Below are 21,523 nucleotides of genomic sequence, written 5' to 3' on the forward strand. Positions count from 1 at the left end.
CGTCATCAAGCACGCCCGCTTCTTTTTTTTACGCAAACTTTACGCGCTGACCGACTCGCCAAATCGATACTGTGCAGCTTTTGAATCAGGCGTTATCCATGTCCATAGCGGTTCTGCGTCTCATCGGTTTCATCCTTGGGATTTTCCTGATCACCCTCGCGGTCAGCATGGCGATTCCGCTGTTCACGCTGATGTTCTACGAGCGCAACGATGACTTGTCGGCGTTTCTCTGGTCGAGCCTGATCACTTTTGTCTGCGGTGTGGCACTGGTCGCCCGTGGAAGACCGGAACAGGCCCAGATGCGGCCCCGGGAAATGTACCTGCTGACCACCGCCAGTTGGGTATTCGTCTGTGCGTTCGCCGCCCTGCCAATGGTGCTCATTCAGCACATCAGCTACACCGATGCGTTTTTCGAGACCATGTCCGGCATCACTACCACCGGCTCGACCATCCTGACCGGTTTGGACACGGCATCGCCCGGCCTGTTGATATGGCGCTCGATGCTGCACTGGCTCGGTGGAATCGGCTTTATCGGCATGGCCGTGGCGGTCCTGCCGTTATTGCGGGTCGGTGGCATGCGGCTGTTCCAGACCGAATCTTCGGATTGGTCGGAGAAAGTCACGCCGCGCTCGCATGTCGCGGCCAACTACATCCTGTGGATCTACGTAGGCTTGACCGCGCTCTCGACGTTGGCGCTGTGGCTTGCCGGCATGACGCCTTTCGAGGCGATCAACCATGCGATGTCGCTGATTTCCACCGGAGGATTCTCCACCTCCGATGCGTCCCTCGCCCATTGGCCGCAACCGGCGGTCCATTGGGTGTCGGTGGTGGTCATGATGGCGGGGGCGCTGCCCTTCACGCTGTATGTGGCGACATTGCGAGGCCACCGGCGCGCCTTGCTCAAGGACCAGCAAGTCAGGGGATTCATAGGCTTTCTGGTGGTCACCTGGCTCGCGGTCGGCACCTGGCTGAGCCTGAACAGCGACCATGCATGGTGGGACGCGGTCCGTATCGTCGCGGTCAACGTCACCTCCGTGGTCACAACCACTGGCGTGGCCCTGGGGGACTACACGTTGTGGGGCAGCTTCGCCCTGCTGCTGTTCTTTTACCTGACGTTCGTCGGCGGCTGTTCGGGGTCCACGGCCGGGGGCCTGAAGATCTTTCGGTTTCAGGTCGCCAAGGTCCTGTTGATGGGCAGCTTGAAGCAATTGATCCACCCCCGGGCGGTGATCCAGAAGAAGTACAACAACCACCCCATCGACGAGGAAATCGTTCGCTCGCTGCTGACGTTTTCGTTCTTCTTCGCGATCACCATCGGCGCCATCGCCCTGGGCCTCGCGCTGATCGGCCTGGATTGGACGACCGCCTTGACCGGCGCCGCCACCGCCGTGTGCAACGTCGGCCCGGGCCTGGGCAATATCATAGGCCCGGCCGGCAACTTCTCGACCCTGCCGGACGCGGCGAAATGGCTGCTGACCCTCGGCATGCTGCTGGGACGTCTGGAGATCCTGACGGTGCTGGTGTTGTTCACGCCAGTGTTCTGGAAATATTGATATCGGCAAATTCACTGTCGATTTTTCGGTGGAGGGCTTTGGGCCACGGTTCTATGCTCCTCCCATGAACCTACAAGACTCGCTGCTCCCGCCCCACGCCGAAATGGTCCGCGCCATGCTCGAACGAGACACCGCCTACGAGGGGGTGTTTTTCACCGCGGTCAAGACCACCGGCATTTTCTGTCGTCCCAGCTGCACGGCACGCAAGCCGAAGCCGGAGAACGTGGAGTTCTTCGCCCACGCCGACGAGGCCATGTCGGCCGGCTATCGAGCCTGCCTGCGCTGCAAGCCATTGGATGCCGCGGCCATCGCACCGGCCTGGATCCAGGCGCTGCTCAAAGCCGTGGATGCCGGGCCCGACGTGCGCTGGACCGATGCGCTGCTGCACGAACAGGGCATCGAACCGCTGAAGCTGCGCCGCTGGTTCAAACAGCATTTCGGCATGACTTTTCACGCCTACCTGCGCACCCGGCGCCTGGGCATCGCCTTGGGCGGAATCAAGGAAGGCGCCTCGATCGACAACGCCGCGTTCGATTCCGGCTATGAATCCCTGAGCGGTTTTCGTGATGCGTTCGTGAAGTCTTTTCATATCACCCCCGGCCGCGCCGGCCTCAGCGAACCGTTGCTGTTCACCCGACTGACAACCCCTCTGGGGCCGATGCTGGCCATGGCCGAACGTCGCGGACTGGTGCTGCTGGAATTTCTCGACCGCCCGGCCTTGACCAAAGAATTGGAAGAACTGCAGCAACGCTACGGCTACACGGTCGCCCCGGGGCATAACGCTCATTTGCAACAGATCGAAACCGAACTGGCGGATTATTTCGCCGGCAAACAAACGATTTTCCACGTGCCGCTGCACATGCCTGGCAGTGCCTTTGCAGTCCGGGTCTGGGCCGAACTGCAAAAGATCCCCTATGGCGAAACCCGCAGCTACGGCGCCGTCGCCTGCGCCCTGGGCAGCCCTGGCGCCAGCCGCGCCGTGGGCTTGGCCAACGGGCAGAATCGCCTGGCGATCGTCATTCCCTGCCATCGGGTGATCGGCGCGGACGGCGCGCTGACCGGTTACGGTGGCGGCCAGCCGCGCAAGGCGTTTCTGTTGCGGCTGGAAAAAGCCGCGGTGCAGGTTTCGTTGCCCTTGGCGTTTTGATCAGCCCCGAACAGAGATCCGGATGAGCACGCCTTACGACGAAGCGAGTACTTTCCTGGCCAATCTTGACGAAGACTGGCGGCGTCACATCGCGTCCGTCGGCCCGTGCCTGCTGCAACCCAAGCCGGCCCGCGATCCCTATGAGGCACTGGTGCGGGCGATTGCCTACCAACAACTGCACGCCAAGGCCGGGGACGCCATTCTCGGGCGGCTTGTCGCGCTGTTTGCCCCCGCCGCGTTTCCCGCCCCCGAACAACTGTTGGCAACAGACAGCACGCTACTGCGCAGTTGCGGATTCTCCGCGAGCAAGCTCGCGACCCTCCAGGGCATCGCCCAGGCGACACTGGATGGGATCGTGCCGGATTACGCCACGGCCCGGGCCATGGACGATGAAGCACTGATCAAGCGCCTGGTCAGCCTGCGCGGCGTCGGGCGCTGGACCGTGGAGATGCTGTTGATCTACAGCCTGGAACGAGTGGATGTCTTGCCGGCGGATGACTTTGGGGTTCGCGAAGGATATCGACGGCTAAAAGGTCTGGAGACTCAGCCGAATCGCCGGCAGATCATCGCTATCGGCCAGGCCTGGAGTCCTTATCGGACGGTGGCGGCTTGGTATTTGTGGCGGGTGCCCAAAATCAAGTCCGCATGATCGTTCATCGCCGGCAAGCTCTTCCACTGACGTCGGCGCATCAACTCAAAAGTTGAGAACATCACCCCATCGAGGTTGTCCAGATTATTCAGTCCCTAACCGGAGGTTCCCCCATGCACCTCGAAGGATCCTGCCACTGCGGCGCCGTTTCGTTCAGCCTGGACAGCACCCATCCCTACCCTTACCAGCGCTGCTATTGTTCGATCTGTCGCAAGACCATGGGCGGCGGCGGTTTTGCGGTCAACCTGGGGGGCGATGCGAAGAGTCTCAAGGTGCAAGGCCGCAAGCACATCACGGTCTACCATGCGCGACTCAAGGATGAAGGCGATAAACGCGCCCATCGCAGCAGCGCCGAACGGCATTTCTGTTCGCTTTGCGGTTCGGGGTTGTGGTTGTTCAGCCCCGAGTGGCCGGAGCTGATCCATCCGTTTGCCTCAGCCATCGACACGCCGTTGCCGGTACCGCCGGAGCACACCCACCTGATGCTGGGTTCCAAGGCGCCGTGGGTGGAAGTCGAGGCGCATCCGGGCGACCAGCAGTTCGAGGTATATCCCGAGGAATCGATTGCCCAGTGGCATGAACGGTTGGGTTTGACCCGTTAGGCCGGCACGCCGCTGTGAAACCGGAACTCCCCATCCGGCGACTCGATCAGCTCGCGCTCGGCCTCGCGAACCTTGTCGATCACCTGGGCGATGTCCTTGGCGTCTCCATACTGATAAGCCAGCTTCAGATAACCCTGGAAGTGCCGGGCCTCACTTTTCAGCAAGCCGAAATAGAATTTGCCGAGTTCCTCGTCCAGATGCGGCACCAGCGCCTCGAATCGCTCGCAGCTGCGGGCTTCGATGAAGGCGCCGACCACCAGGGTGTCCACCAGTTTCACCGGCTCGTGGCTGCGCACCACTTTGCGCAAGCCCGAGGCATAGCGCCCGGCGGAGAGCTGGCGAAGACCTACCTTGCGTTTTTTCATCAGGCGCATGACCTGCTCATGATGCACCAGCTCTTCCCGGGCCAGGCGCGACATCATATTGATCAGGTCAACGTGGGAGTGGTATTTGGCAATCAGGCTCAGGGCAGTGCTGGCGGCCTTGAACTCGCAGTTCTTGTGGTCGATCAGCAGCGTTTCCTGATCGGCCAGCGCAGCCTGGACCCAGGCATCGGGGGTGCGGCAGCCGAGGAACTCGTGAATTTCGGGAAGGATCATGGGGCTCACGGAAAAGGTAGTCGAGCAAAGGGCGCCGATTATACCGGCCTGCCTACAGACCACCAGTCACACCGATTGATATGCATCAAGTCGACGCGCCATCCATAGCAACTATAGTTGAGCAACGCCATGCCTCTTTATTGCTGGAGACGCCGATCATGCAAGCCATTCGCAGCATCCTGGTGGTCATCGAACCCGAACATTCGGAAAGCCTTGCGCTCAAGCGCGCCAAATTGATCGCCGGAGTAACCCAGGCTCATCTGCATCTGCTGGCATGCGACAAACACCACGATCATACCGGCCTGCTCAGCGTGCTGAAAAGCGCATTGCTGGCCGACGGCTATAGCGTCACCACCGAACAGGCCTGGAACGAAAGCCTTTACGAAACCATCATCGACGTGCAGCAGGCCGAAGGCTGTGGCCTGGTCATCAAGCAACACTTCCCGGACAGCCCATTGAAAAAAGCCCTGCTGACCCCGGCGGACTGGAAGTTGCTGCGCCATTGCCCGACCCCGGTGCTGCTGGTCAAGACGTGCGGTTCCTGGAAAGACCGGGTCATCCTGGCGGCAGTCGATGTCGGCAATGCCGATGGCGAGCATCGTCACCTGCACTCGACCATCATCGATCACGGCTATGACATTGCCCTCCTGGCCAAGGCGCACCTGCATGTAATTAGCGCCCACCCGTCACCGATGCTCTCGTCGGCCGACCCGACCTTCCAGCTCAAGGAAACCATCGAAGCGCGTTATCGCGAACAATGCCGGGCGTTCCAGGCCGAGTTCGACATCGATGACCAGCATCTGCACATCCAGGAAGGCCCGGCGGACGTATTGATTCCCTACATGGCCCACAAGCTTCAGGCCGCGGTCACCGTGATTGGCACCGTGGCGCGCTCCGGCTTGTCAGGCGTGTTGATCGGCAACACCGCCGAAGCCGTGCTCGATGCGCTGGAAAGCGATGTGCTGGTGCTCAAGCCACAGGAAGTCGAAGACCACTTGGTGGAGTTGGCGTACAAGGGTTGAGGCTTTGTGGATTCAGCCGAGTTTCCGTGGCGAGGGAGCTTGCTCCCTCGCCACAAAAGCTATCTGGTCCGAATGACAGGCTGTCAGCCGTCCATCGCATCCTTGAGGAACCCCGGCGCGATATAACGTTGGTAATGCGCTTCGGACAGGAGGAAGAATTCCCGATCAATGGCATCTCGCAGGTCCGGCAGGTCCCAATCGCGAAACTCCGGCAACAGGACCATGCCGTACGCTTCCAGGTTATTGATCACCCGCGCGCCCCGGGCGATCAGTTGATAGGCCCAGCAATATTCCGATTGGTGCGGCACGAAGCGGATCTTGCGCGCCTCCAGTTGCTGACGCAGCAACGCCGGGTCGAAAACCTCCAGCTTCGCCACCATTACCTGCACCAGCAGTTGCTCGAGCCGCATCCACACCGCGCGTTTTTCTTCCTCGTTGTAGCCGTTCCAGTGGATCACTTCATGGTGGAACCGCTTGCAGCCACGGCAGACCAGATCACCGTAGACAGTGGAACAGAGGCCGACGCAGGGGGTCTTGATGAGCTGGTTGGGCATAAGGCAACGCACACGCAAAAACAGGACAGACGGGCATGTTAGCCCTTTGTCTAAGATTGATCACCCCTCAAACCTGGAAGCCCAACTTACCTTTAATTTTTTTTTCCCGTAGAATCAGCCAGCCTTTTAAGGCGCCAATGTCCGTTAGAAGCTGTTTTCAAAGCGTCACGAGCACAGTCGTTCCTTCAGAGCGGTGTTGGCGAAGGGTCTTTCCAGCGGGGAAAGCCCAACGCCAACCCTCATCAGCTCCCCGTTCTGCAGGCGTAAAACTTTGAAAGCAGCTTCTGTGAGGAACTCCGTCAACTCTGGCGTGGAGGCCCAAAAAGCCCCTGTCGCGCATGAGTGCCGTGAGTTTCTGGATGAGCGTCCCGGACACCCATTTGGGACCACTGATGAGGGTAATAACTGTGCTTGAAGCCTACCGCAAACATATCGAAGAGCGTGCAGCCCTGGGTATCGTTCCCCAGCCGCTTAACGCCGAACAAACCGCAGGCCTGATCGAGCTGCTGAAGAATCCTCCGGCTGGCGAAGAAGCCTTCCTCGTTGACCTGATCACCAATCGTGTTCCGCCAGGCGTCGACGAAGCCGCCTACGTCAAGGCCGGCTTCCTGTCCGCCCTGGCCAAGGGCCAGGCCCAATCCCCTCTGTTGGACAAGAAGCGCGCTGTAGAACTGCTCGGCACCATGCAGGGTGGCTACAACATCGTGACCCTGGTCGAGCTGCTGGACGACGCCGAGCTGGCGCCAGTCGCCGCCGAAGAACTCAAGCACACCCTGCTGATGTTCGACGCCTTCCACGACGTGGCTGAAAAAGCCAAGACCGGCAACGTTCACGCCAAGGCCGTCCTGCAATCCTGGGCTGACGGCGAGTGGTTCAAGAAGCGCCCGGTGCTGGCCGACAAGATCAGCCTGCGCGTGTTCAAGGTCACCGGCGAAACCAACACCGACGACCTGTCCCCTGCCCCGGACGCCTGGTCGCGTCCTGACATCCCGCTGCACGCCCTCGCCATGCTGAAAATGGCCCGTGACGGCATCGTTCCGGACGAGCAAGGCAAGACCGGCCCGATGAAGCAGATCGAAGAAATGCGCGGCCAGGGCTTCCCGATCGCCTACGTCGGCGACGTGGTGGGTACCGGCTCCTCGCGTAAATCGGCCACCAACTCGGTGCTGTGGTTCTTCGGCGACGACATTCCCTACGTGCCGAACAAGCGCGCAGGCGGTTTCTGCTTCGGCAGCAAGATCGCACCGATCTTCTACAACACCATGGAAGATGCCGGCGCACTGCCGATCGAGTTCGACGTGTCGAACATGAACATGGGCGACGTGATCGACCTGTACCCGCACGCCGGCAAAGTCTGCAAGCACGGCACCGACGAAGTCATCACCACCTTCGAAATGAAGACCCCGGTGCTGTTGGACGAAGTCCGCGCTGGTGGCCGCATTCCGCTGATCATCGGCCGGGGCCTGACCGAGAAGGCTCGCGCCGAACTGGGCCTGCCACCGTTCGACCTGTTCAAGAAGCCTGAAGCACCTGCTGAAAGCACCAAGGGTTTCACCCTGGCGCAGAAGATGGTCGGCAAGGCTTGCGGCCTGGCAGAAGGCCAAGGCGTTCGTCCTGGCACCTACTGCGAACCGAAAATGACCACCGTGGGTTCCCAGGACACCACAGGTCCCATGACCCGTGACGAACTGAAAGACCTGGCGTGCCTGGGCTTCTCGGCTGACCTGGTGATGCAGTCCTTCTGCCACACCGCGGCCTATCCAAAGCCGATCGACGTCACCACCCACCACACCCTGCCTGATTTCATCATGACCCGCGGCGGCGTTTCCCTGCGTCCGGGCGACGGCATCATCCACTCGTGGCTCAACCGCATGCTGCTGCCAGACACCGTGGGCACCGGTGGCGACTCGCACACCCGTTTCCCGATGGGCATCTCGTTCCCGGCCGGTTCCGGCCTGGTCGCGTTCGCCGCTGCCACCGGCGTCATGCCGCTGGACATGCCGGAATCGATCCTGGTGCGCTTCAAAGGCAAGATGAAACCTGGCATCACCCTGCGTGACCTGGTTCATGCCATTCCTTACTTCGCTATCCAGAACGGTCTGCTGACCGTCGAGAAGAAAGGCAAGAAAAACGCCTTCTCCGGCCGCATCCTGGAAATCGAAGGCCTGGAAGGCTTGACCCTGGAGCAGGCGTTCGAGTTGTCCGACGCCTCGGCCGAACGTTCGGCTGCCGGTTGCACCATCAAGCTGTCGAAAGAGTCGATCACCGAGTACCTGCAGTCCAACATCACCCTGCTGCGCTGGATGATCGGCGAAGGCTACGGTGATGCGCGTACCCTGGAACGTCGCGCCCAAGCGATGGAAGCCTGGATCGCCAACCCGCAACTGATGGAAGCCGATGCCGACGCCGAATACGCCGAAGTCATCGAAATCGATCTGGCCGACATCAGCGAGCCTGTGCTCTGCGCGCCGAACGACCCGGACGACGCCCGTCTGCTGTCCAGCGTTGCTGGCGAGAAGATCGACGAAGTGTTCATCGGTTCGTGCATGACCAACATCGGTCACTTCCGCGCTGCCGGTAAACTGCTGGATCAGGTCAAGGGTCAGCTGCCAACCCGTCTGTGGCTGTCGCCACCGACCAAGATGGACGCTCACCAACTGACCGAAGAAGGCTACTACGGCATCTACGGCAAGGCCGGTGCTCGGATGGAAATGCCAGGCTGCTCGCTGTGCATGGGTAACCAGGCACGCGTCGAGCCGAACTCCACCGTGGTGTCGACTTCGACCCGTAACTTCCCGAACCGTCTGGGTGACGGCGCGAATGTCTATCTGGCCTCGGCCGAACTGGCATCCGTAGCGTCCATCCTGGGTCGCCTGCCGACCGTCGAGGAGTACATGGAATACGCCGGCAAGATCGACAGCATGGCAGCGGACGTGTACCGCTACCTGAGCTTCGACCAGATCGCCGAGTTCCGTGAAGCGGCTGCAAACGCCAACATCCCGGTCGTCCAAGCGTAACGCTTAAGACGCCCGCCTAAAAACGCCGCCCCTCTCACGAGGGGCGGCGTTTTTTTATGCCTGGGATTTGATGAAAGCTGACTCGCCGCTTTCGCCGGAACGCCGCCCGGAGCAAGCTTGCTCCCACAAAAAAAGGTCAGGCCAAGAGGGAATAGACCAACGCAGTAATCGCCACCAAACCCACCGCCACCACAAAGACATTCGACGCTTGTCCGCGATAACGAGCCATGGCCGGGACCTTGCGGATGGCGTACATCGGCATCAGGAACAGAATCGCCGCGATCACCGGGCCGCCCAGGGTTTCGATCATGCCCAGGATGCTTGGGTTGAGAGTGGCGACAACCCAACACACCACCAGCATGAACGCTGCCGTGAGGCGGTCCAGGGTCTTGGGGGCTGGGCGGCGGCCGCTCTTGACGATCAAGCCCTTGAGGCCTTCGCTGGCGCCGATGTAATGCCCGAGGAAGGATTTGGCGATCGCCACGAAAGCAATCAACGGCGCCGCGAAGGCGATGGTCGGGTTGCTGAAGTGGTTGGCCAGGTACGACAGGATCGACAGGTTCTGCGCCTTGGCCTCGGCCAGTTGTGCCGGGGACAGGGTCAGCACGCAGCTGAACACGAAGAACAGCACCATTACGACCATCAGCACATGGGCGCGCGACAGGATTTGCGCACTGCGCTTTTCAGCGTCATTGCCGTAGCGGCGTTTCTGGTCCACTGCGAATGCCGAGATGATCGGCGAATGGTTGAATGAGAACACCATCACCGGAATCGCCAGCCACAAGGTATGCAGCAACGCCGAAGGCTGCGGCACCGTCGACGCCGTGCTCAGGATCCCGCCGTTCCAATGGGGCACCAGGAACACCGCCAGAAACAACAGCGCCACGATAAAGGGATAGACCATCAGGCTCATGGCCTTGACGATGACCTGCTCGCCGCAGCGGACCACGGCCAGCAGGCCGAGGATGAGCATCAGCGACAACAAGGCCCGGGGCGGCGGCTGCACGTGCAGCTGGTGTTCCAGGAAACTGCCGACCGTGTTGGTCAGCGCCACGCTGTAGATCAGCAAGATCGGGAAGATGGCGAGGAAGTACAACAGCGTGATCAGCGCACCGGCCTTGATACCGAAATGCTCCTCCACCACCTCGGTGATGTCCGCGCCGTCGCGGCCGGACAATACAAAACGGGTCAAGCCCCGATGCGCATAGAACGTCATGGGGAACGCCAGCACCGCCAGCACCAGCAGCGGCCAGAAACCGCCAAGGCCGGCATTGATCGGTAAGAACAGCGTGCCGGCACCAATGGCGGTGCCAAACAGGCCCAGCATCCAGGTCGTGTCTTGGCGACTCCATTGGCTGAGGGTGGCTGGGGCTGTCGTTTCAAAGCGCTCTTCGACGCTGTTGGCCTGATCATTCATCCGGTCGGGTCTCCGCTTTCCGGTCACATGCACCCGGCCGGGACGAGTCGGAAAAACCCGACAGGCAGCGCCCCTGGCCGAAACAGGGGCGCGATTGTCCGGGATTAACGTGCAGAAGCAAAGACTTAGCTGAGGAGCGGTTCTGCGGAGCAGCGTTTTCCAGTTCGCCCCCACAAGAACAGCGCAGCAGGACAAATGATCATAAAAAAGCCCAGGCCATCCCTCCCGCCGGCTCCTACAATCAGGTTGAATATCGATGATCGAAAAGCGCCTACAGGAGCCCAGCATGACCGCAACCGTTCTGGTACTGGTTGAAACCGTCAACGAATACCTGCCAATCCTGGAGCGCCAGGGTTATCACTTGGAATTGGCGCCCACGCCCGCCGAACGCAAGACAGCGATTTTCGAACACGGCGACCGGTTCAGCGCGGTGTTGACCCGTGGCCCCCTCGGTTTGACGCCTGAAGAAATGACGGCTTTGCCAAACCTCAGGATCATCTGTGTAATCGGCGCCGGTTATGAGCAAGTGGACCTGCAAGGCGCCAGCGAGCGAGGCATCGTCGTCACCAACGGTGCCGGGGTCAATGCCTCCTCGGTGGCCGACCATGCCATGGCGTTGTTGCTGGCGTTGGTGCGCGATGTGCCTCGATCCGACGCGGCCCTGCGCCGTGGCGAGTGGCCGCGAACCATGCGCCCTTCCCTCGCGGGCAAGCACCTGGGCATCCTGGGGCTCGGCGCCGTGGGCATGGCCATTGCCAAGCGGGCCGCCCTAGGTTTCGACATGAAGGTCAGCTACCACAACCGTCGCGTGCGCAGCGATGTGCCCTACGCCTTCTGCGCCACCCCCACCGAGCTCGCCAGGGTGTCGGACTTCTTGATTGTCGCCACGCCCGGAGGCCTGGACACCCGCCAATTGATCAACAAGCAAGCCCTCGATGCCCTGGGGCCCCACGGTTTCTTGGTGAATATCGCCCGGGCCAGCGTGGTCGCCACGACCGAACTCATCAGCGCCCTTGAACACCGGCGAATTGCCGGGGCTGCGCTGGATGTGTTCGATCACGAGCCCGAAGTGCCTGACGCCCTGAAACACTTGCCCAATGTCGTGCTCACGCCTCACGTGGCCGGCCTGTCGCCGGAAGCGACACGCGCCACGGTGGAGTTGGTGGGTGAGAACCTGAACGCGTTCTTTTCCGGCAAGCCGGTGCTGACGCCAGTGCAGCTACCCGATGCGCAGGCTTGCGTTGACCGGTAGGCCAGACGCAACCACGGCTCATCAAATCCGCTGATCACCCAGCAACACGCTAACCTATAAGACCCCGGCGTGCTTGTGACGGCTGTCGCACGCCATTAGATTAGCCAATGATCGATGGCCTCCAAAATAAGCAGAAGGGATAAGCATGGCAGTTACTGATCAGTCCACCCGCGTGCGCGACGGTGAAGAACTCGATGCCAACCTGATCGACCCGTACCTCAAGGCCCACATTCCTGGCTTGACCGGCACGCCGGTGATCAGCCAGTTTCCCGGTGGCGCGTCAAACCTGACGTACCTGCTCGAATACCCCGAACAGGAGTTCGTCCTGCGCCGGCCCCCGTTCGGTCACAAGGCCAAATCGGCCCACGACATGGGCCGTGAGTTCCGCATCCTCAATCAATTGCGTGAAGGTTTTCCGTACTGCCCGAAAGCCTACGTCCATTGCACCGACGAGTCGGTGATGGGCGCCGAGTTTTACGTGATGGAGCGGGTCAAGGGCATCATTTTGCGCTCCGAGCTGCCACCGGAACTGGGCTTCGACGCCGCCCGCACCGAAGCATTGTGCAAGAGCTTCATCGACCGGCTTGTCGAGCTGCACCGCGTCGACTACACCGCTTGCGGCCTGGCCGACCTGGGCAAGCCCGAGGGCTACGTGGCCCGGCAGATCCGTGGTTGGAGCGACCGCTACGACAAGGCCTTGACGCCCGATGCGCCGAAATGGGAGACGGTCAAGGCCTGGCTCAACGACAAGATGCCCGCCGATCATCCAACATCGAGCATCGTCCACAACGACTACCGCTTCGACAATGTCATCCTGGACCCGGACAACCCGATGCAGATCATCGGCGTGCTGGATTGGGAACTGACCACCCTCGGCGATCCGTTGATGGACCTGGGCAACAGCCTCGCGTACTGGATCGAAGCCGGTGATCCGGCGCCCGTGCAACTGATGCGGCGTCAGCCAAGCCACGCGCCGGGCATGCTGACCCGCCGTGAGTTCGTCGATTACTACGCCGAACGGTCCGGGATTCGCATCGACAACTTCGACTTCTACTACACCTATGGACTGTTCCGCCTGGCCGGTATCGTCCAGCAGATCTACTACCGCTTTTTCCATGGCCAGACCCAGGACAAACGCTTCGCGCAGTTCGTTCAGATGAACAAGCTGCTGGAGCAGATGAGCCTGCAAGTCATCAGCAAATCCACGCTCTGAGCGCACCTATAACAAGGAAACAGCATGTCCAAGACCCAGTTGTTCGACCTCGACGGTAAAATCGCTTTCGTTTCCGGCGCCAGCCGCGGCATCGGCGAAGCCATCGCCAAACTGCTGGCCCAGCAAGGCGCCCACGTGATCGTCTCCAGCCGCAAGCTCGATGGTTGCCAGCATGTCGCTGACGCCATCATCGCTGCCGGCGGCAAGGCCACCGCCATTGCCTGTCACATTGGTGAAATGGAGCAGATCAGCCAGGTGTTCGCCGGCATCCGCGAACAGTTCGGGCGTCTGGATATCCTGGTGAATAACGCCGCCACCAACCCGCAATTCTGCAACGTGCTGGACACCGACCTGGGCGCGTTCCAGAAAACCGTGGACGTGAACATTCGCGGCTATTTCTTCATGTCGGTGGAGGCCGGCAAGCTGATGCGCGAAAACGGTGGCGGCAGCATCATCAACGTGGCGTCGATCAACGGCATTTCCCCGGGAATCTTTCAGGGCATCTACTCGGTCACCAAGGCCGCGGTGATCAACATGACCAAGGTCTTCGCCAAGGAATGCGCGCAGTTCGGCATCCGCTGCAACGCCCTCCTGCCGGGCCTGACCGATACCAAGTTTGCCTCAGCGCTGGTCAAGAACGACGCCATCCTCAAAACCGCCCTGGCGCAGATTCCCCTCAAGCGGGTGGCCGACCCGAGCGAAATGGCCGGCGCGGTGTTGTACCTGGCGAGCGATGCGTCGAGCTATACCACGGGCGTGGCGTTGAATGTGGATGGCGGGTTCCTTTCCTGACAACGAGCCGCGAGGCAGACCTTTGGAATTCCTGTGGGAGCGAGCTTGCTCGCGATAGCGTTGCATCAGGCACAACAGTACCGGCTGATCCACCGCAATCGCGAGCAAGCTCGCTCCCACAAGGGACGCTGAGCGGCAACAGAATGAATATTTATTCCAGTATTTGCAATTAGCGAATATTTATTCCATAAAGAGCCCTCCTGAAAATAAGAATTCAAAGGGCTCTTCTCATGCGTGAACTCGGCATCGGTCTGATTGGCACTGGTTTCATGGGCCGTGCCCATGCCTTGGCGTTCCACAATGCCAAGGCGGTGTTCGACCTCCCCTTGAACCTGAAACTGGCGGCCTTGGCCGACGCCGATCCGCAGCGTGCCCGGCAATGCGCCCAGAGCTGGGGGTTCGAGACGGCTCACAGTGACTGGCAACGGCTGATCGACGACCCGAAGGTTCATTTGGTCGCCATCACCACGCCTAATCATTTGCACTTTCCGATGGCCATGGCCGCGTTGGCGGCGGGCAAGCCGGTCTATTGTGAAAAGCCGTTGGCGGTATCCCTGGAACAGGCCGAGCAGATGCGCCAGGCAGCTAAGGCGGCTGGCGTGGTGACGCGGGTCGGCTACAACTACCAGCACAACCCGATCATCCAACTGGCGCGGGGGATGATCCAGCGCGGAGAGCTTGGACAGATCATCAGTTTCCAGGGCGAATTCAGCGAAGATTTCATGGCCGACCCGGCCTCACCCTGGTCGTGGCGCTGCGAGGCCGCGCATGCCGGTGGCGCGCTGGCGGACCTGGGCAGCCATCTCCTGGCGATGGCGCGGCATTTGTTGGGCGAGGTAGAGGCTGTGTGTGCCGACAGCCAAACCGTGCACAAACAGCGTCCTGCCAAGGTTGGCAGCACCGAACAACGCGCGATCGCGGTGGATGACCAGGTCAATGCACTGCTGCGCTTTGCCAGCGGCGCCCGGGGCACGGTGAGCAGCAGTTGGCTCAAGCACGGCTGCAAGAATCACCTGAGCTTCGAAATCAGCGGCACACTCGGCACGCTGGCGTTCGACCAAGAAAGGCTGAACGAGCTGCGGGTGTGCCGCGCCGGCCAGGCGGGTTTCCAGCGACTGCTGGCCGGCCCGGATCTACCCGGCTATGCCGCGTTCAGCCCTGCCGCCGGGCACCAGTTGGGCTACAACGAACTGAAGACGTTGGAGGTGCAGGAGTTGATCATGGCGCTGGCAGGTGAAGGTGGCAGCGGGACGGATTTCGAAGAGGCCTGGGAAGTGGAGCGGCTGGCGGCGGCGATTCGCGTGGCGGCGAGTGAGGAGCGTTGGGTGCAAGTGCGGTAGCAATGAAACACGCTTCTGTGGCGAGGGAGCTTGCTCCCGCTGGGTTGCGCAGCAACACCAAAGAAGTCGGAGGTAGTTGACCTGACACACCGAGGTGAATGGTTTTAAGGCTACTTCGTAGCCCAGCGGGAGCAAGCTCCCTCGCCACAGGATTCAACGCTGGGCTTGGAGTTCAGCTAACCGCCTCGCCAACGCCTTCGCCTGGCTCGCCACATCAGTCACCGCCGTGCTTTCCCACCACATCCCGCGTAACGGCGGACCCATGGCGAACAGGCGGCTGGCCGGCTCGCCTTGGGCGTCCAGCACTGCGCCGTCGGCACGCGCTGCAATACCCAGCGCCAACGGACCGGGCTGGACCAACTCTCGGGCCAACAACTGCTGCGGCAACGGCCGGGCAACACGGCGCCAGTCATATTCAATGCCGCTGGAATTGATCAAGGCGGCGCCCTGCACCACTTCCAGCCCCGCCTCGCCCCGTCGACGAATATTGATTGCTACCGATCCGTCGCAAGAAGATACAAGCCCCTTGTACGACGCCGCCTGGATCCGCAACCGTCCCTCCCCGTGCAGACGCGCCACCAGTTCCGCGCTCAACGGAGGCGAGCGATGGTGATGGCTTTCCCACCAAGGTCGCACATGCCGCACGAACTGTCGGCGCTGCACATCGCTGGCCTGACTCCACAAACGCCCGATATGGGCACGGACCGTGTCCAGCGGGGCCTGCCAATCGATGCCCTGGGCTTGGGCCAAGCGGCATTGCCCACGCAACGCGCGCATCAACTGGCGTGGCGAACACAGGCTGTGATCATCGGCGAGAAAGTCCACCCAGGCCGGTGGCTGCCGACGTACATGGGGCAACAAACCGTGACGGGAAAATACTTCGATAGGCCCGCGATGCCCGGCCTGTTCCAGCGATACCACGGCATCGACCATGGTCAGCCCCGAACCGATGATCATGACCGTCGCTAGCGGATCAAGCTGGCGCATCGCAGCCACGTCCCACGGATCAAGCGCCGCGGCGTTCAAGCCGCTCGACTCGGTCTGCGGGGTTCGTGCCGCGGGGAACATGCCGGTGGCGAGCACGGCAAAGCGTCCTTGCAATACTTGGCCATCGCCGAGCGTCACTTGCACGGCATCATCGATGACCCGCAAATCGACGGCCTCCCCGCGCACATGCTCCGCCACCGATCCATGGCGCGCGCCCAACGCACGAGCCTCGGCCAGACGCTGTTGCACATACAGGCCGAACATCCCCCGCGGAGGAAACAACTCGCTGACCGGCACATGTTGCTGATCGGACTCAGGCCAACCACCGGCCACGATGAACGCAGCGAGCCATTGCGTGAGATCATCGGCATTGTCCGGGTCGACGCTCATGCGTGCCGCATTGCCATTGAGGGTGTGGCCCAGTTCCACGGCGCTGTAGGCCTCGCCCCGGCCCAACTCGCTGCGCGGCTCGACAATCAATACCTCGCGCCGGCCCGGCAGCCGCAGCAGTTGCGCCGCCAACAGGGTTCCGCTCAGGCCGCCGCCGATAATCAGGATATCGGCCTGGCGGGCGGTGCCGATCACAGATTGCTCCAGCGCTGTGTCCATACCGCTCTCCAGGAGTCAAATCACCACGTTGCGGACGAATCTCACCGCCACCGGACCATCGTTGCGATAAGCATGGGGCTGGTTGCTGGCAAACATGAAAAACTCGCCGGCCCCGACTCGACGTTCTTCGCTGCCCAACAACAATGTCAGGCAGCCCTCGAATACGTAGAGCTGTTCGCTCCAACCGTCCGCGTCGGGTTCTGAATGGTAATGCTCGCCTGGTTCCAGGCGCCACTCCCAAAGCTCCACCTCTCGGTTGGCGGTGGCCTTGGCCAATAAGATGGCTTTGCTGCCGGGAATCACACCGGCCCAGGCCAGCTCATTGATCCGGCTCGGATCGCGGGCGTCAGGCGCCTGGATGAGGTCGCTGAAAGCCACGTCCAAGGCTTCGGCAACGCGGTCCAGGGTGGTCAGGCTGACATTCTTTTCGCCCGCTTCGATGGCAACCAGCATCCGCCGGCTAACACCGGACAATTCGGCCAGCGCCGTCTGGCTGAGCTGCGCGGCATGCCGCAGGCGGCGGACGTTCTGGCTGACGTGTTGCAGGACGGACGCCCGCTGGCCATTTTCTTTGTGCACTATATTGCTCATCTGCCGGGGTTGCGCATTATACTGCCCAACTTCGGGCGCATTGTGCGTCCGCCTCAAGTAGTGCGCAAGGTCATGGCATCGGTGAACTCCCCGCAAACTTCCTCCCATCTGCCCAGGTTCAGCAAGGCCGAATGCGTGCTCGTACTGATCACCATGATCTGGGGCGGCACGTTCCTGCTGGTGCAACACGCCATGACGGTCAGCGGACCGATGTTCTTCGTGGGCCTGCGCTTTGCCGCCGCGGCGGCTTTTGTCGCGCTGTTCTCGTGGCGCCACTTGCGTGACCTGACCCTGTTCGAGCTCAAGGCCGGGGCCTTCATCGGCGTGGCGATCATGCTCGGCTACGGCCTGCAGACCGTAGGCCTGCAAACCATTCCCAGCAGCCAATCGGCCTTTATCACCGCCCTGTATGTACCTTTCGTGCCGCTGTTGCAATGGCTCGTGCTGGGCCGGCGGCCGGGGTTGATGCCAAGCATAGGCATCATGTTGGCGTTCACTGGGCTCATGCTGGTGTCCGGGCCGGCTGGGGCCTCGCTGAACTTCAGCCCCGGTGAAATCGCCACGCTGATCAGCGCCATCGCGATTGCGGCGGAGATCATTCTGATCAGTGCCTATGCGGGCCAGGTCGATGTACGGCGGGTAACCGTGGTGCAACTGGCAAGCACGGCGGTGCTGGCATTCCTCATGGTGGTGCCGACGCAAGAGGTCATCCCAGGCTTTTCCTGGCTGTTGCTGATCAGCGCGGTGGGCCTGGGCGCCGCCAGCGCAGCGATCCAGGTGGCGATGAACTGGGCGCAGAAAAGCGTCTCGCCGACCCGCGCCACGCTTATCTATGCCGGCGAACCGGTATGGGCCGGCATCGCCGGGCGCCTGGCGGGTGAGCGGTTGCCGGCGATTGCGTTGCTCGGGGCGGGCTTGATCGTGGCGGCGGTGATCGTCAGCGAGTTGAAAACGCGGAACAAAGGTGTCGTAGGGGCGGATGAAGCGCTTGAGCGCGAGGGCTGACCGTCCATGCGTCAGCCCTCGGGTTTCAGTAGCGAATAATCAGATTATCGAGATCGTAGACCCCACCGCCCTGCGTGATGTCGACGCGGTGCAGAATGCGCAGCGAACGATGATCGTCGGGCTCCTCGCTGCGGGGCGCTGAACCGTTGAGCAGTAACACCCTATTTTCGATATTGAATTGTGCATTCAAGGTCGGTACGGCCGCAACGGCCCTCCAGAATGCAAGTTTGAACAGATCGAAACGCTCGAAAACTTGCCCGCGCAATGAATCGGCGACTGACGCAGGGACCGACGCTCCCTGGCTGCTCAAGGCTTGCGTTCGCCAATCGTCAGCCTCCGCGTGCCCTTCTCCACTGACGACACCTGGACAATCCCGACGGTCATTGAATAGCACATAGACCGGCTCAAGCCCTGACTCCCGCGGAAACACCACCACATAATCATCGAATCGCACCTCTTCGATAGATTCGAACGTGGCCAATTCGGGCACTGGCGATGACCGGACGAAACCAACGGAATCGAGCCGATCCGGTTTTGGCGCCACCGGCGCTTCCAGGCCATGGGGTACTGCCCACTCCATAACGGAGGGCTGCGGGCCATCGCTCGTGAACCGATAGGCCCTCTCGCCTTCCTGCCAGACGGCGAGCCTGACACGAACCTTCGCTGGCAAAACCCCGGCGCAGGGAGTGATAAAGACTTCGAAGAGTTCGCGTATTTCTTTTAATCCATACGACAGACTGCCGACCTTCACGGGGACTGTCGAGGTGCTCATTCGCAGCGGCAGTTCTACTTCGCCTTGCTGGGCGGCCAATAGTTGCCAATCAAGATCGATCAGAGAAAGCTCATTCAGCGCAACGCAGAGGCCAAAACGCACGGCCTTGGCGCGGCTGGCGAACCTGAAGTGCAGCACGCCGGCGTACTGTCCAAGATGCTCCTGCGCACCGTCGGTCAATGACCAATTGAATTCGGCGACTGCGGAACGCAGGGTCTTATGCAAGTCCACTCGTTGTACCGACATCAACGGCTGTGCGTCGCTGATCAAAAGATCCGGTCGTTCCAGGTTAGCGACGACAGACAGGCGAAACTCGCTTGGGTATCGGTCGGGAGTCCGTAGGCGCACCAGTTGCTGCCAGGCATGATCAACCAAGGCTTCGGCGTTGGTGTGGAGTTCGGCATGGCGCTGGGTGTTGGAGGGCAGACGCGCCAGATAACCAGCCTGATTGGCAGTGGCCTGCTGCAAAACGGCTTGCCAGAGGGGCCTCTCCGCCTGGCTGTAGGTAAGATTTCGCTGTGCCGCGGCTTTGTCGAACTCGACACGCATTTTTTTACCTTCGAATGCACGAACCGCCATCAGCACCTCGTGCTGTGCATGTTCAACCCGACGGATACCTTTTTCCAGTGCCTCCAGCGTCGCGTTCGAATGCTGTTGGATTGGCAGATGCTGGATAGCGCTTTCAAGCAGAGAGAATGCTGCATCGACCGTTTGCTCCGCAGAGGCGATGTCCCCAGCCATTCGCTGAGCGTTCGCAAGTTCGTGCCTGGCTCTCGCCGTGGTGTGTCCAATAAGGCTCGACCCGTCGACCGGCGTGAACGGTGCTGGAAGCACACCGTCCCTGAAAGGAATGAGTCTCCTCTGGTGATACCAATGCTTGAGCTGGAAGGTGACTGCGCCTGGGGAATGAAAGTTGGAGGTATCCTCCGGGTAAAACAACAGATCCGCACCATCCGGATGACCAACTATCAGATCGAAGTGTTTGATCAGTCTGTCATGCTCTTTCTTGTCCCTGCAGGCCTCCACATTCCAGATCTTGTCGACAAGAGTTTGAAATTCGGACTCGGTGTAATCCTGGAGTTTGGGTTTAAGTTCCATCTTTGGTTTTTCCTTGCTCAAGCGTGCGACGTGGATGACGCACCTGCTCGCGACGGGTCGAGCTGATGCGTACGAAACGATGATTTATTCGGGTTTGAAACCTGGTCTGTTATTGCGGGCTCGCCATTCCTTGACTTCTTTCAGGATTCCAGCGGGGCTGTCTTCTTGGCCTTCCTTTGGGTAGAAGAGAACATCTGAGCCATCAGGGTGCTCAGTAATCAGTTCAAAATGGTCCACCAACCTATCGGTATATTGGCTCAACGCATCCCCCTCCAAAGCAACGGAGTAATCAAAAAATTTTCGAAGAAATGTCAGAAATTCAGCCTCCGTATAATCTTCCAGCCGTTCTTTGAGCACGCTCATGGCTTCTCTCCTTTGTGAAAATCAATATGCCGCCTTGCAGTCATAACTAGCAGATTTTCCAAGTCATAAACTGCGCCGCCTTTCGCAACTTCGTGCTTATGATGGATTTCAAACTTCCTTCTCCCGCCAACCTGATCCAATCGACTAGCGAACGGCGGCGCTCCCTTGGTCATCTCTCGCAGATTTGAGCCATTAAACTGCTTACTTAAATCACGATCCGCCGCCACCGCCCTCCAAAACGCCTCCCTGAACCGATGAAAGTTCGCAAACTCTCTGCCCCTCAACTGATCCGCAATCCGATCAGGAATCGCCGCCCCAGTCGTTCTCGCCGCCTCCCCCAACCAAATGCCTGAAACTGACTGCCCAAAGCCGAGGGCCATCCCGGGATCATCTCGCCGGTCATAAAACAGCGCATCCGGCGAGGGCAACTCCATATCACCCGGGTACCCGGGAATACTCGCACCGGCCAGCACCGGATCAACAGCCGGAAGCGTCTCGTTTTCCGGTAGGACGGGGATGACAGGCTTGCCCGGATAAATCTGCGAAAACGGTGGCGTGACGGGCAGCGTGGTCGGGCCAAGTTGTTCGATGCCCGGCGGAACCAAAGGCGTTCGGGTACCGTGGCCGATGGGAGGCGCCGGCCAGGGGATGACCGCCGGGACGATGCCCGGCCTGCCGAGCAGGCTGTTTGGTGTGGTGAAGCTGATCCGGTCGAGGTTGAATGGATTCTCACCCAGCTCCGCACGCTCCCGATAACGCAGCTCGAATTCTCGACGCTCTCCCACCCATATGTTTTTTGGCGCATAGGGCGCAAAGCCGCGTTCGATGCGTTTGCGGTTGAGTTCGTCTGTGTTTGCCCACAGAGCCGGATGTTCAGAGAGGGTCCGCCATAGCGCCTGGTCGAAGGCGCCGAACGACATCTCCTTTTCTGTATGGCGCAG

At 60.7% G+C, this 21,523-nt stretch carries 19 protein-coding genes; 11 read left to right on the forward strand and 8 right to left on the reverse strand.

Going from position 1 to position 21,523, the window contains the following annotated elements; all coding sequences use genetic code 11:
- The first annotated feature begins 98 nt into the window (after positions 1-98).
- The 4 genes from J3P90_RS14900 to J3P90_RS14915 all read left to right on the forward strand — a co-directional run bounded on the left by J3P90_RS14900 (position 99) and on the right by J3P90_RS14915 (position 3,951).
- Entirely contained in the window at positions 99-1,553 is a 1,455-nt protein-coding gene (locus J3P90_RS14900) for a TrkH family potassium uptake protein (protein WP_420766571.1), read from the forward strand.
- A gap of 64 nt (positions 1,554-1,617) precedes the next feature.
- Positions 1,618-2,700 carry a bifunctional transcriptional activator/DNA repair enzyme AdaA gene (locus J3P90_RS14905; RefSeq protein WP_434674963.1) on the forward strand — a complete coding sequence of 361 codons (1,083 nt, stop codon included), beginning with the start codon at positions 1,618-1,620 and terminating at the stop codon, positions 2,698-2,700.
- A 22-nt stretch (positions 2,701-2,722) separates the two neighbouring features.
- Positions 2,723-3,349 carry a DNA-3-methyladenine glycosylase family protein gene (locus J3P90_RS14910; RefSeq protein ID WP_434674964.1) on the forward strand — a complete coding sequence of 209 codons (627 nt, stop codon included), beginning with the start codon at positions 2,723-2,725 and terminating at the stop codon, positions 3,347-3,349.
- Between the two features lie 113 nt (positions 3,350-3,462).
- Entirely contained in the window at positions 3,463-3,951 is a 489-nt protein-coding gene (locus J3P90_RS14915; protein ID WP_434674965.1) for a GFA family protein, read from the forward strand.
- Here J3P90_RS14915 and J3P90_RS14920 read toward each other — a convergent pair.
- Positions 3,948-4,550, reverse strand: coding sequence for a tRNA-(ms[2]io[6]A)-hydroxylase (locus J3P90_RS14920; RefSeq protein ID WP_420766575.1), 603 nt, complete (start codon positions 4,548-4,550; stop codon positions 3,948-3,950). The two genes, J3P90_RS14915 and J3P90_RS14920, sit on opposite strands and share 4 nt — an antisense overlap.
- 158 nt (positions 4,551-4,708) lie before the next feature.
- Between J3P90_RS14920 and J3P90_RS14925 the strand changes: the two genes are divergently transcribed.
- Positions 4,709-5,572 carry a universal stress protein gene (locus J3P90_RS14925; RefSeq protein ID WP_434611078.1) on the forward strand — a complete coding sequence of 288 codons (864 nt, stop codon included), beginning with the start codon at positions 4,709-4,711 and terminating at the stop codon, positions 5,570-5,572.
- Positions 5,573-5,655: 83 nt separating this feature from the next.
- Here J3P90_RS14925 and J3P90_RS14930 read toward each other — a convergent pair whose 3' ends face one another.
- Positions 5,656-6,126, reverse strand: coding sequence for a DUF1289 domain-containing protein (locus tag J3P90_RS14930; RefSeq protein WP_420766577.1), 471 nt, complete (start codon positions 6,124-6,126; stop codon positions 5,656-5,658).
- 407 nt (positions 6,127-6,533) lie between these two features.
- Here J3P90_RS14930 and acnB point away from each other — a divergent pair, with 407 nt between their 5' ends.
- Positions 6,534-9,143 (forward strand): bifunctional aconitate hydratase 2/2-methylisocitrate dehydratase, encoded by a 2,610-nt coding sequence (gene acnB, locus J3P90_RS14935; protein ID WP_434676581.1) that lies wholly within the window; start codon positions 6,534-6,536, stop codon positions 9,141-9,143.
- Positions 9,144-9,279: 136 nt separating this feature from the next.
- On the opposite strand, the gene J3P90_RS14940 is transcribed toward acnB, so the two are convergent.
- Entirely contained in the window at positions 9,280-10,560 is a 1,281-nt protein-coding gene (locus J3P90_RS14940; protein ID WP_434674966.1) for a serine/threonine transporter, read from the reverse strand.
- A gap of 286 nt (positions 10,561-10,846) precedes the next feature.
- On the opposite strand from J3P90_RS14940, the gene J3P90_RS14945 reads away from it, so the two are divergent.
- From J3P90_RS14945 to J3P90_RS14960, 4 genes are all read left to right on the forward strand, one after another.
- Positions 10,847-11,812: a 2-hydroxyacid dehydrogenase gene (locus tag J3P90_RS14945; RefSeq protein ID WP_434674967.1), complete on the forward strand. Its 966-nt coding sequence runs from the start codon at positions 10,847-10,849 to the stop codon at positions 11,810-11,812.
- Between the two features lie 145 nt (positions 11,813-11,957).
- Positions 11,958-13,025: a phosphotransferase family protein gene (locus J3P90_RS14950; protein ID WP_434611075.1), complete on the forward strand. Its 1,068-nt coding sequence runs from the start codon at positions 11,958-11,960 to the stop codon at positions 13,023-13,025.
- Between the two features lie 24 nt (positions 13,026-13,049).
- Positions 13,050-13,817, forward strand: coding sequence for an SDR family oxidoreductase (locus J3P90_RS14955; protein WP_003180553.1), 768 nt, complete (start codon positions 13,050-13,052; stop codon positions 13,815-13,817).
- A 230-nt stretch (positions 13,818-14,047) separates the two neighbouring features.
- Positions 14,048-15,157: a Gfo/Idh/MocA family protein gene (locus tag J3P90_RS14960; RefSeq protein WP_434563711.1), complete on the forward strand. Its 1,110-nt coding sequence runs from the start codon at positions 14,048-14,050 to the stop codon at positions 15,155-15,157.
- A gap of 153 nt (positions 15,158-15,310) precedes the next feature.
- Here the strand turns inward: J3P90_RS14960 and J3P90_RS14965 are convergent, their stop codons facing one another.
- Together J3P90_RS14965 and J3P90_RS14970 are read right to left on the reverse strand one after the other, a co-directional pair.
- Positions 15,311-16,753, reverse strand: coding sequence for an FAD/NAD(P)-binding protein (locus J3P90_RS14965; RefSeq protein WP_434674968.1), 1,443 nt, complete (start codon positions 16,751-16,753; stop codon positions 15,311-15,313).
- Positions 16,754-16,768: 15 nt separating this feature from the next.
- Positions 16,769-17,332, reverse strand: coding sequence for a helix-turn-helix domain-containing protein (locus J3P90_RS14970; protein ID WP_420766583.1), 564 nt, complete (start codon positions 17,330-17,332; stop codon positions 16,769-16,771).
- Between J3P90_RS14970 and J3P90_RS14975 the strand changes: the two genes are divergently transcribed.
- Positions 17,327-18,349 (forward strand): DMT family transporter, encoded by a 1,023-nt coding sequence (locus tag J3P90_RS14975; RefSeq protein WP_434611558.1) that lies wholly within the window; start codon positions 17,327-17,329, stop codon positions 18,347-18,349. The two genes, J3P90_RS14970 and J3P90_RS14975, sit on opposite strands and share 6 nt — an antisense overlap.
- Positions 18,350-18,374: 25 nt before the next feature.
- On the opposite strand, the gene J3P90_RS14980 is transcribed toward J3P90_RS14975, so the two are convergent.
- The 3 genes from J3P90_RS14980 to J3P90_RS14990 form a co-directional block, all read right to left on the reverse strand.
- Positions 18,375-20,219: a bacteriocin immunity protein gene (locus J3P90_RS14980; RefSeq protein WP_434674969.1), complete on the reverse strand. Its 1,845-nt coding sequence runs from the start codon at positions 20,217-20,219 to the stop codon at positions 18,375-18,377.
- Between the two features lie 84 nt (positions 20,220-20,303).
- Entirely contained in the window at positions 20,304-20,582 is a 279-nt protein-coding gene (locus tag J3P90_RS14985) for a bacteriocin immunity protein (protein WP_434611066.1), read from the reverse strand.
- A complete protein-coding gene (locus J3P90_RS14990) occupies positions 20,579-21,502 on the reverse strand; it encodes an HNH endonuclease signature motif containing protein (protein ID WP_434674970.1) in 924 nt (307 codons plus the stop codon). Before J3P90_RS14990 ends, J3P90_RS14985 begins: the two co-directional genes overlap by 4 nt.
- Between the last annotated feature and the right edge of the window lie 21 nt (positions 21,503-21,523).

The organism is Pseudomonas sp. D3-10, from assembly GCF_051132175.1.
Classification (GTDB): Bacteria; Pseudomonadota; Gammaproteobacteria; order Pseudomonadales; family Pseudomonadaceae; genus Aquipseudomonas.

Bases quoted from the DNA above. Each gene is read 5' to 3' on its own strand.
- J3P90_RS14900 (WP_420766571.1), top strand. From the start codon at position 99: ATGTCCATAGCGGTTCTGCGTCTCATCGGTTTCATCCTTGGGATTTTC.
- J3P90_RS14905 (WP_434674963.1), top strand. From the start codon at position 1,618: ATGAACCTACAAGACTCGCTGCTCCCGCCCCACGCCGAAATGGTCCGC.
- J3P90_RS14910 (WP_434674964.1), top strand. From the start codon at position 2,723: ATGAGCACGCCTTACGACGAAGCGAGTACTTTCCTGGCCAATCTTGAC.
- J3P90_RS14915 (WP_434674965.1), top strand. From the start codon at position 3,463: ATGCACCTCGAAGGATCCTGCCACTGCGGCGCCGTTTCGTTCAGCCTG.
- J3P90_RS14920 (WP_420766575.1), bottom strand. From the start codon at position 4,550: ATGATCCTTCCCGAAATTCACGAGTTCCTCGGCTGCCGCACCCCCGAT.
- J3P90_RS14925 (WP_434611078.1), top strand. From the start codon at position 4,709: ATGCAAGCCATTCGCAGCATCCTGGTGGTCATCGAACCCGAACATTCG.
- J3P90_RS14930 (WP_420766577.1), bottom strand. From the start codon at position 6,126: ATGCCCAACCAGCTCATCAAGACCCCCTGCGTCGGCCTCTGTTCCACT.
- J3P90_RS14940 (WP_434674966.1), bottom strand. From the start codon at position 10,560: ATGAATGATCAGGCCAACAGCGTCGAAGAGCGCTTTGAAACGACAGCC.
- J3P90_RS14945 (WP_434674967.1), top strand. From the start codon at position 10,847: ATGACCGCAACCGTTCTGGTACTGGTTGAAACCGTCAACGAATACCTG.
- J3P90_RS14950 (WP_434611075.1), top strand. From the start codon at position 11,958: ATGGCAGTTACTGATCAGTCCACCCGCGTGCGCGACGGTGAAGAACTC.
- J3P90_RS14955 (WP_003180553.1), top strand. From the start codon at position 13,050: ATGTCCAAGACCCAGTTGTTCGACCTCGACGGTAAAATCGCTTTCGTT.
- J3P90_RS14960 (WP_434563711.1), top strand. From the start codon at position 14,048: ATGCGTGAACTCGGCATCGGTCTGATTGGCACTGGTTTCATGGGCCGT.
- J3P90_RS14965 (WP_434674968.1), bottom strand. From the start codon at position 16,753: ATGGACACAGCGCTGGAGCAATCTGTGATCGGCACCGCCCGCCAGGCC.
- J3P90_RS14980 (WP_434674969.1), bottom strand. From the start codon at position 20,219: ATGGAACTTAAACCCAAACTCCAGGATTACACCGAGTCCGAATTTCAA.
- J3P90_RS14985 (WP_434611066.1), bottom strand. From the start codon at position 20,582: ATGAGCGTGCTCAAAGAACGGCTGGAAGATTATACGGAGGCTGAATTT.
- J3P90_RS14990 (WP_434674970.1), bottom strand. From the start codon at position 21,502: ATGTCGTTCGGCGCCTTCGACCAGGCGCTATGGCGGACCCTCTCTGAA.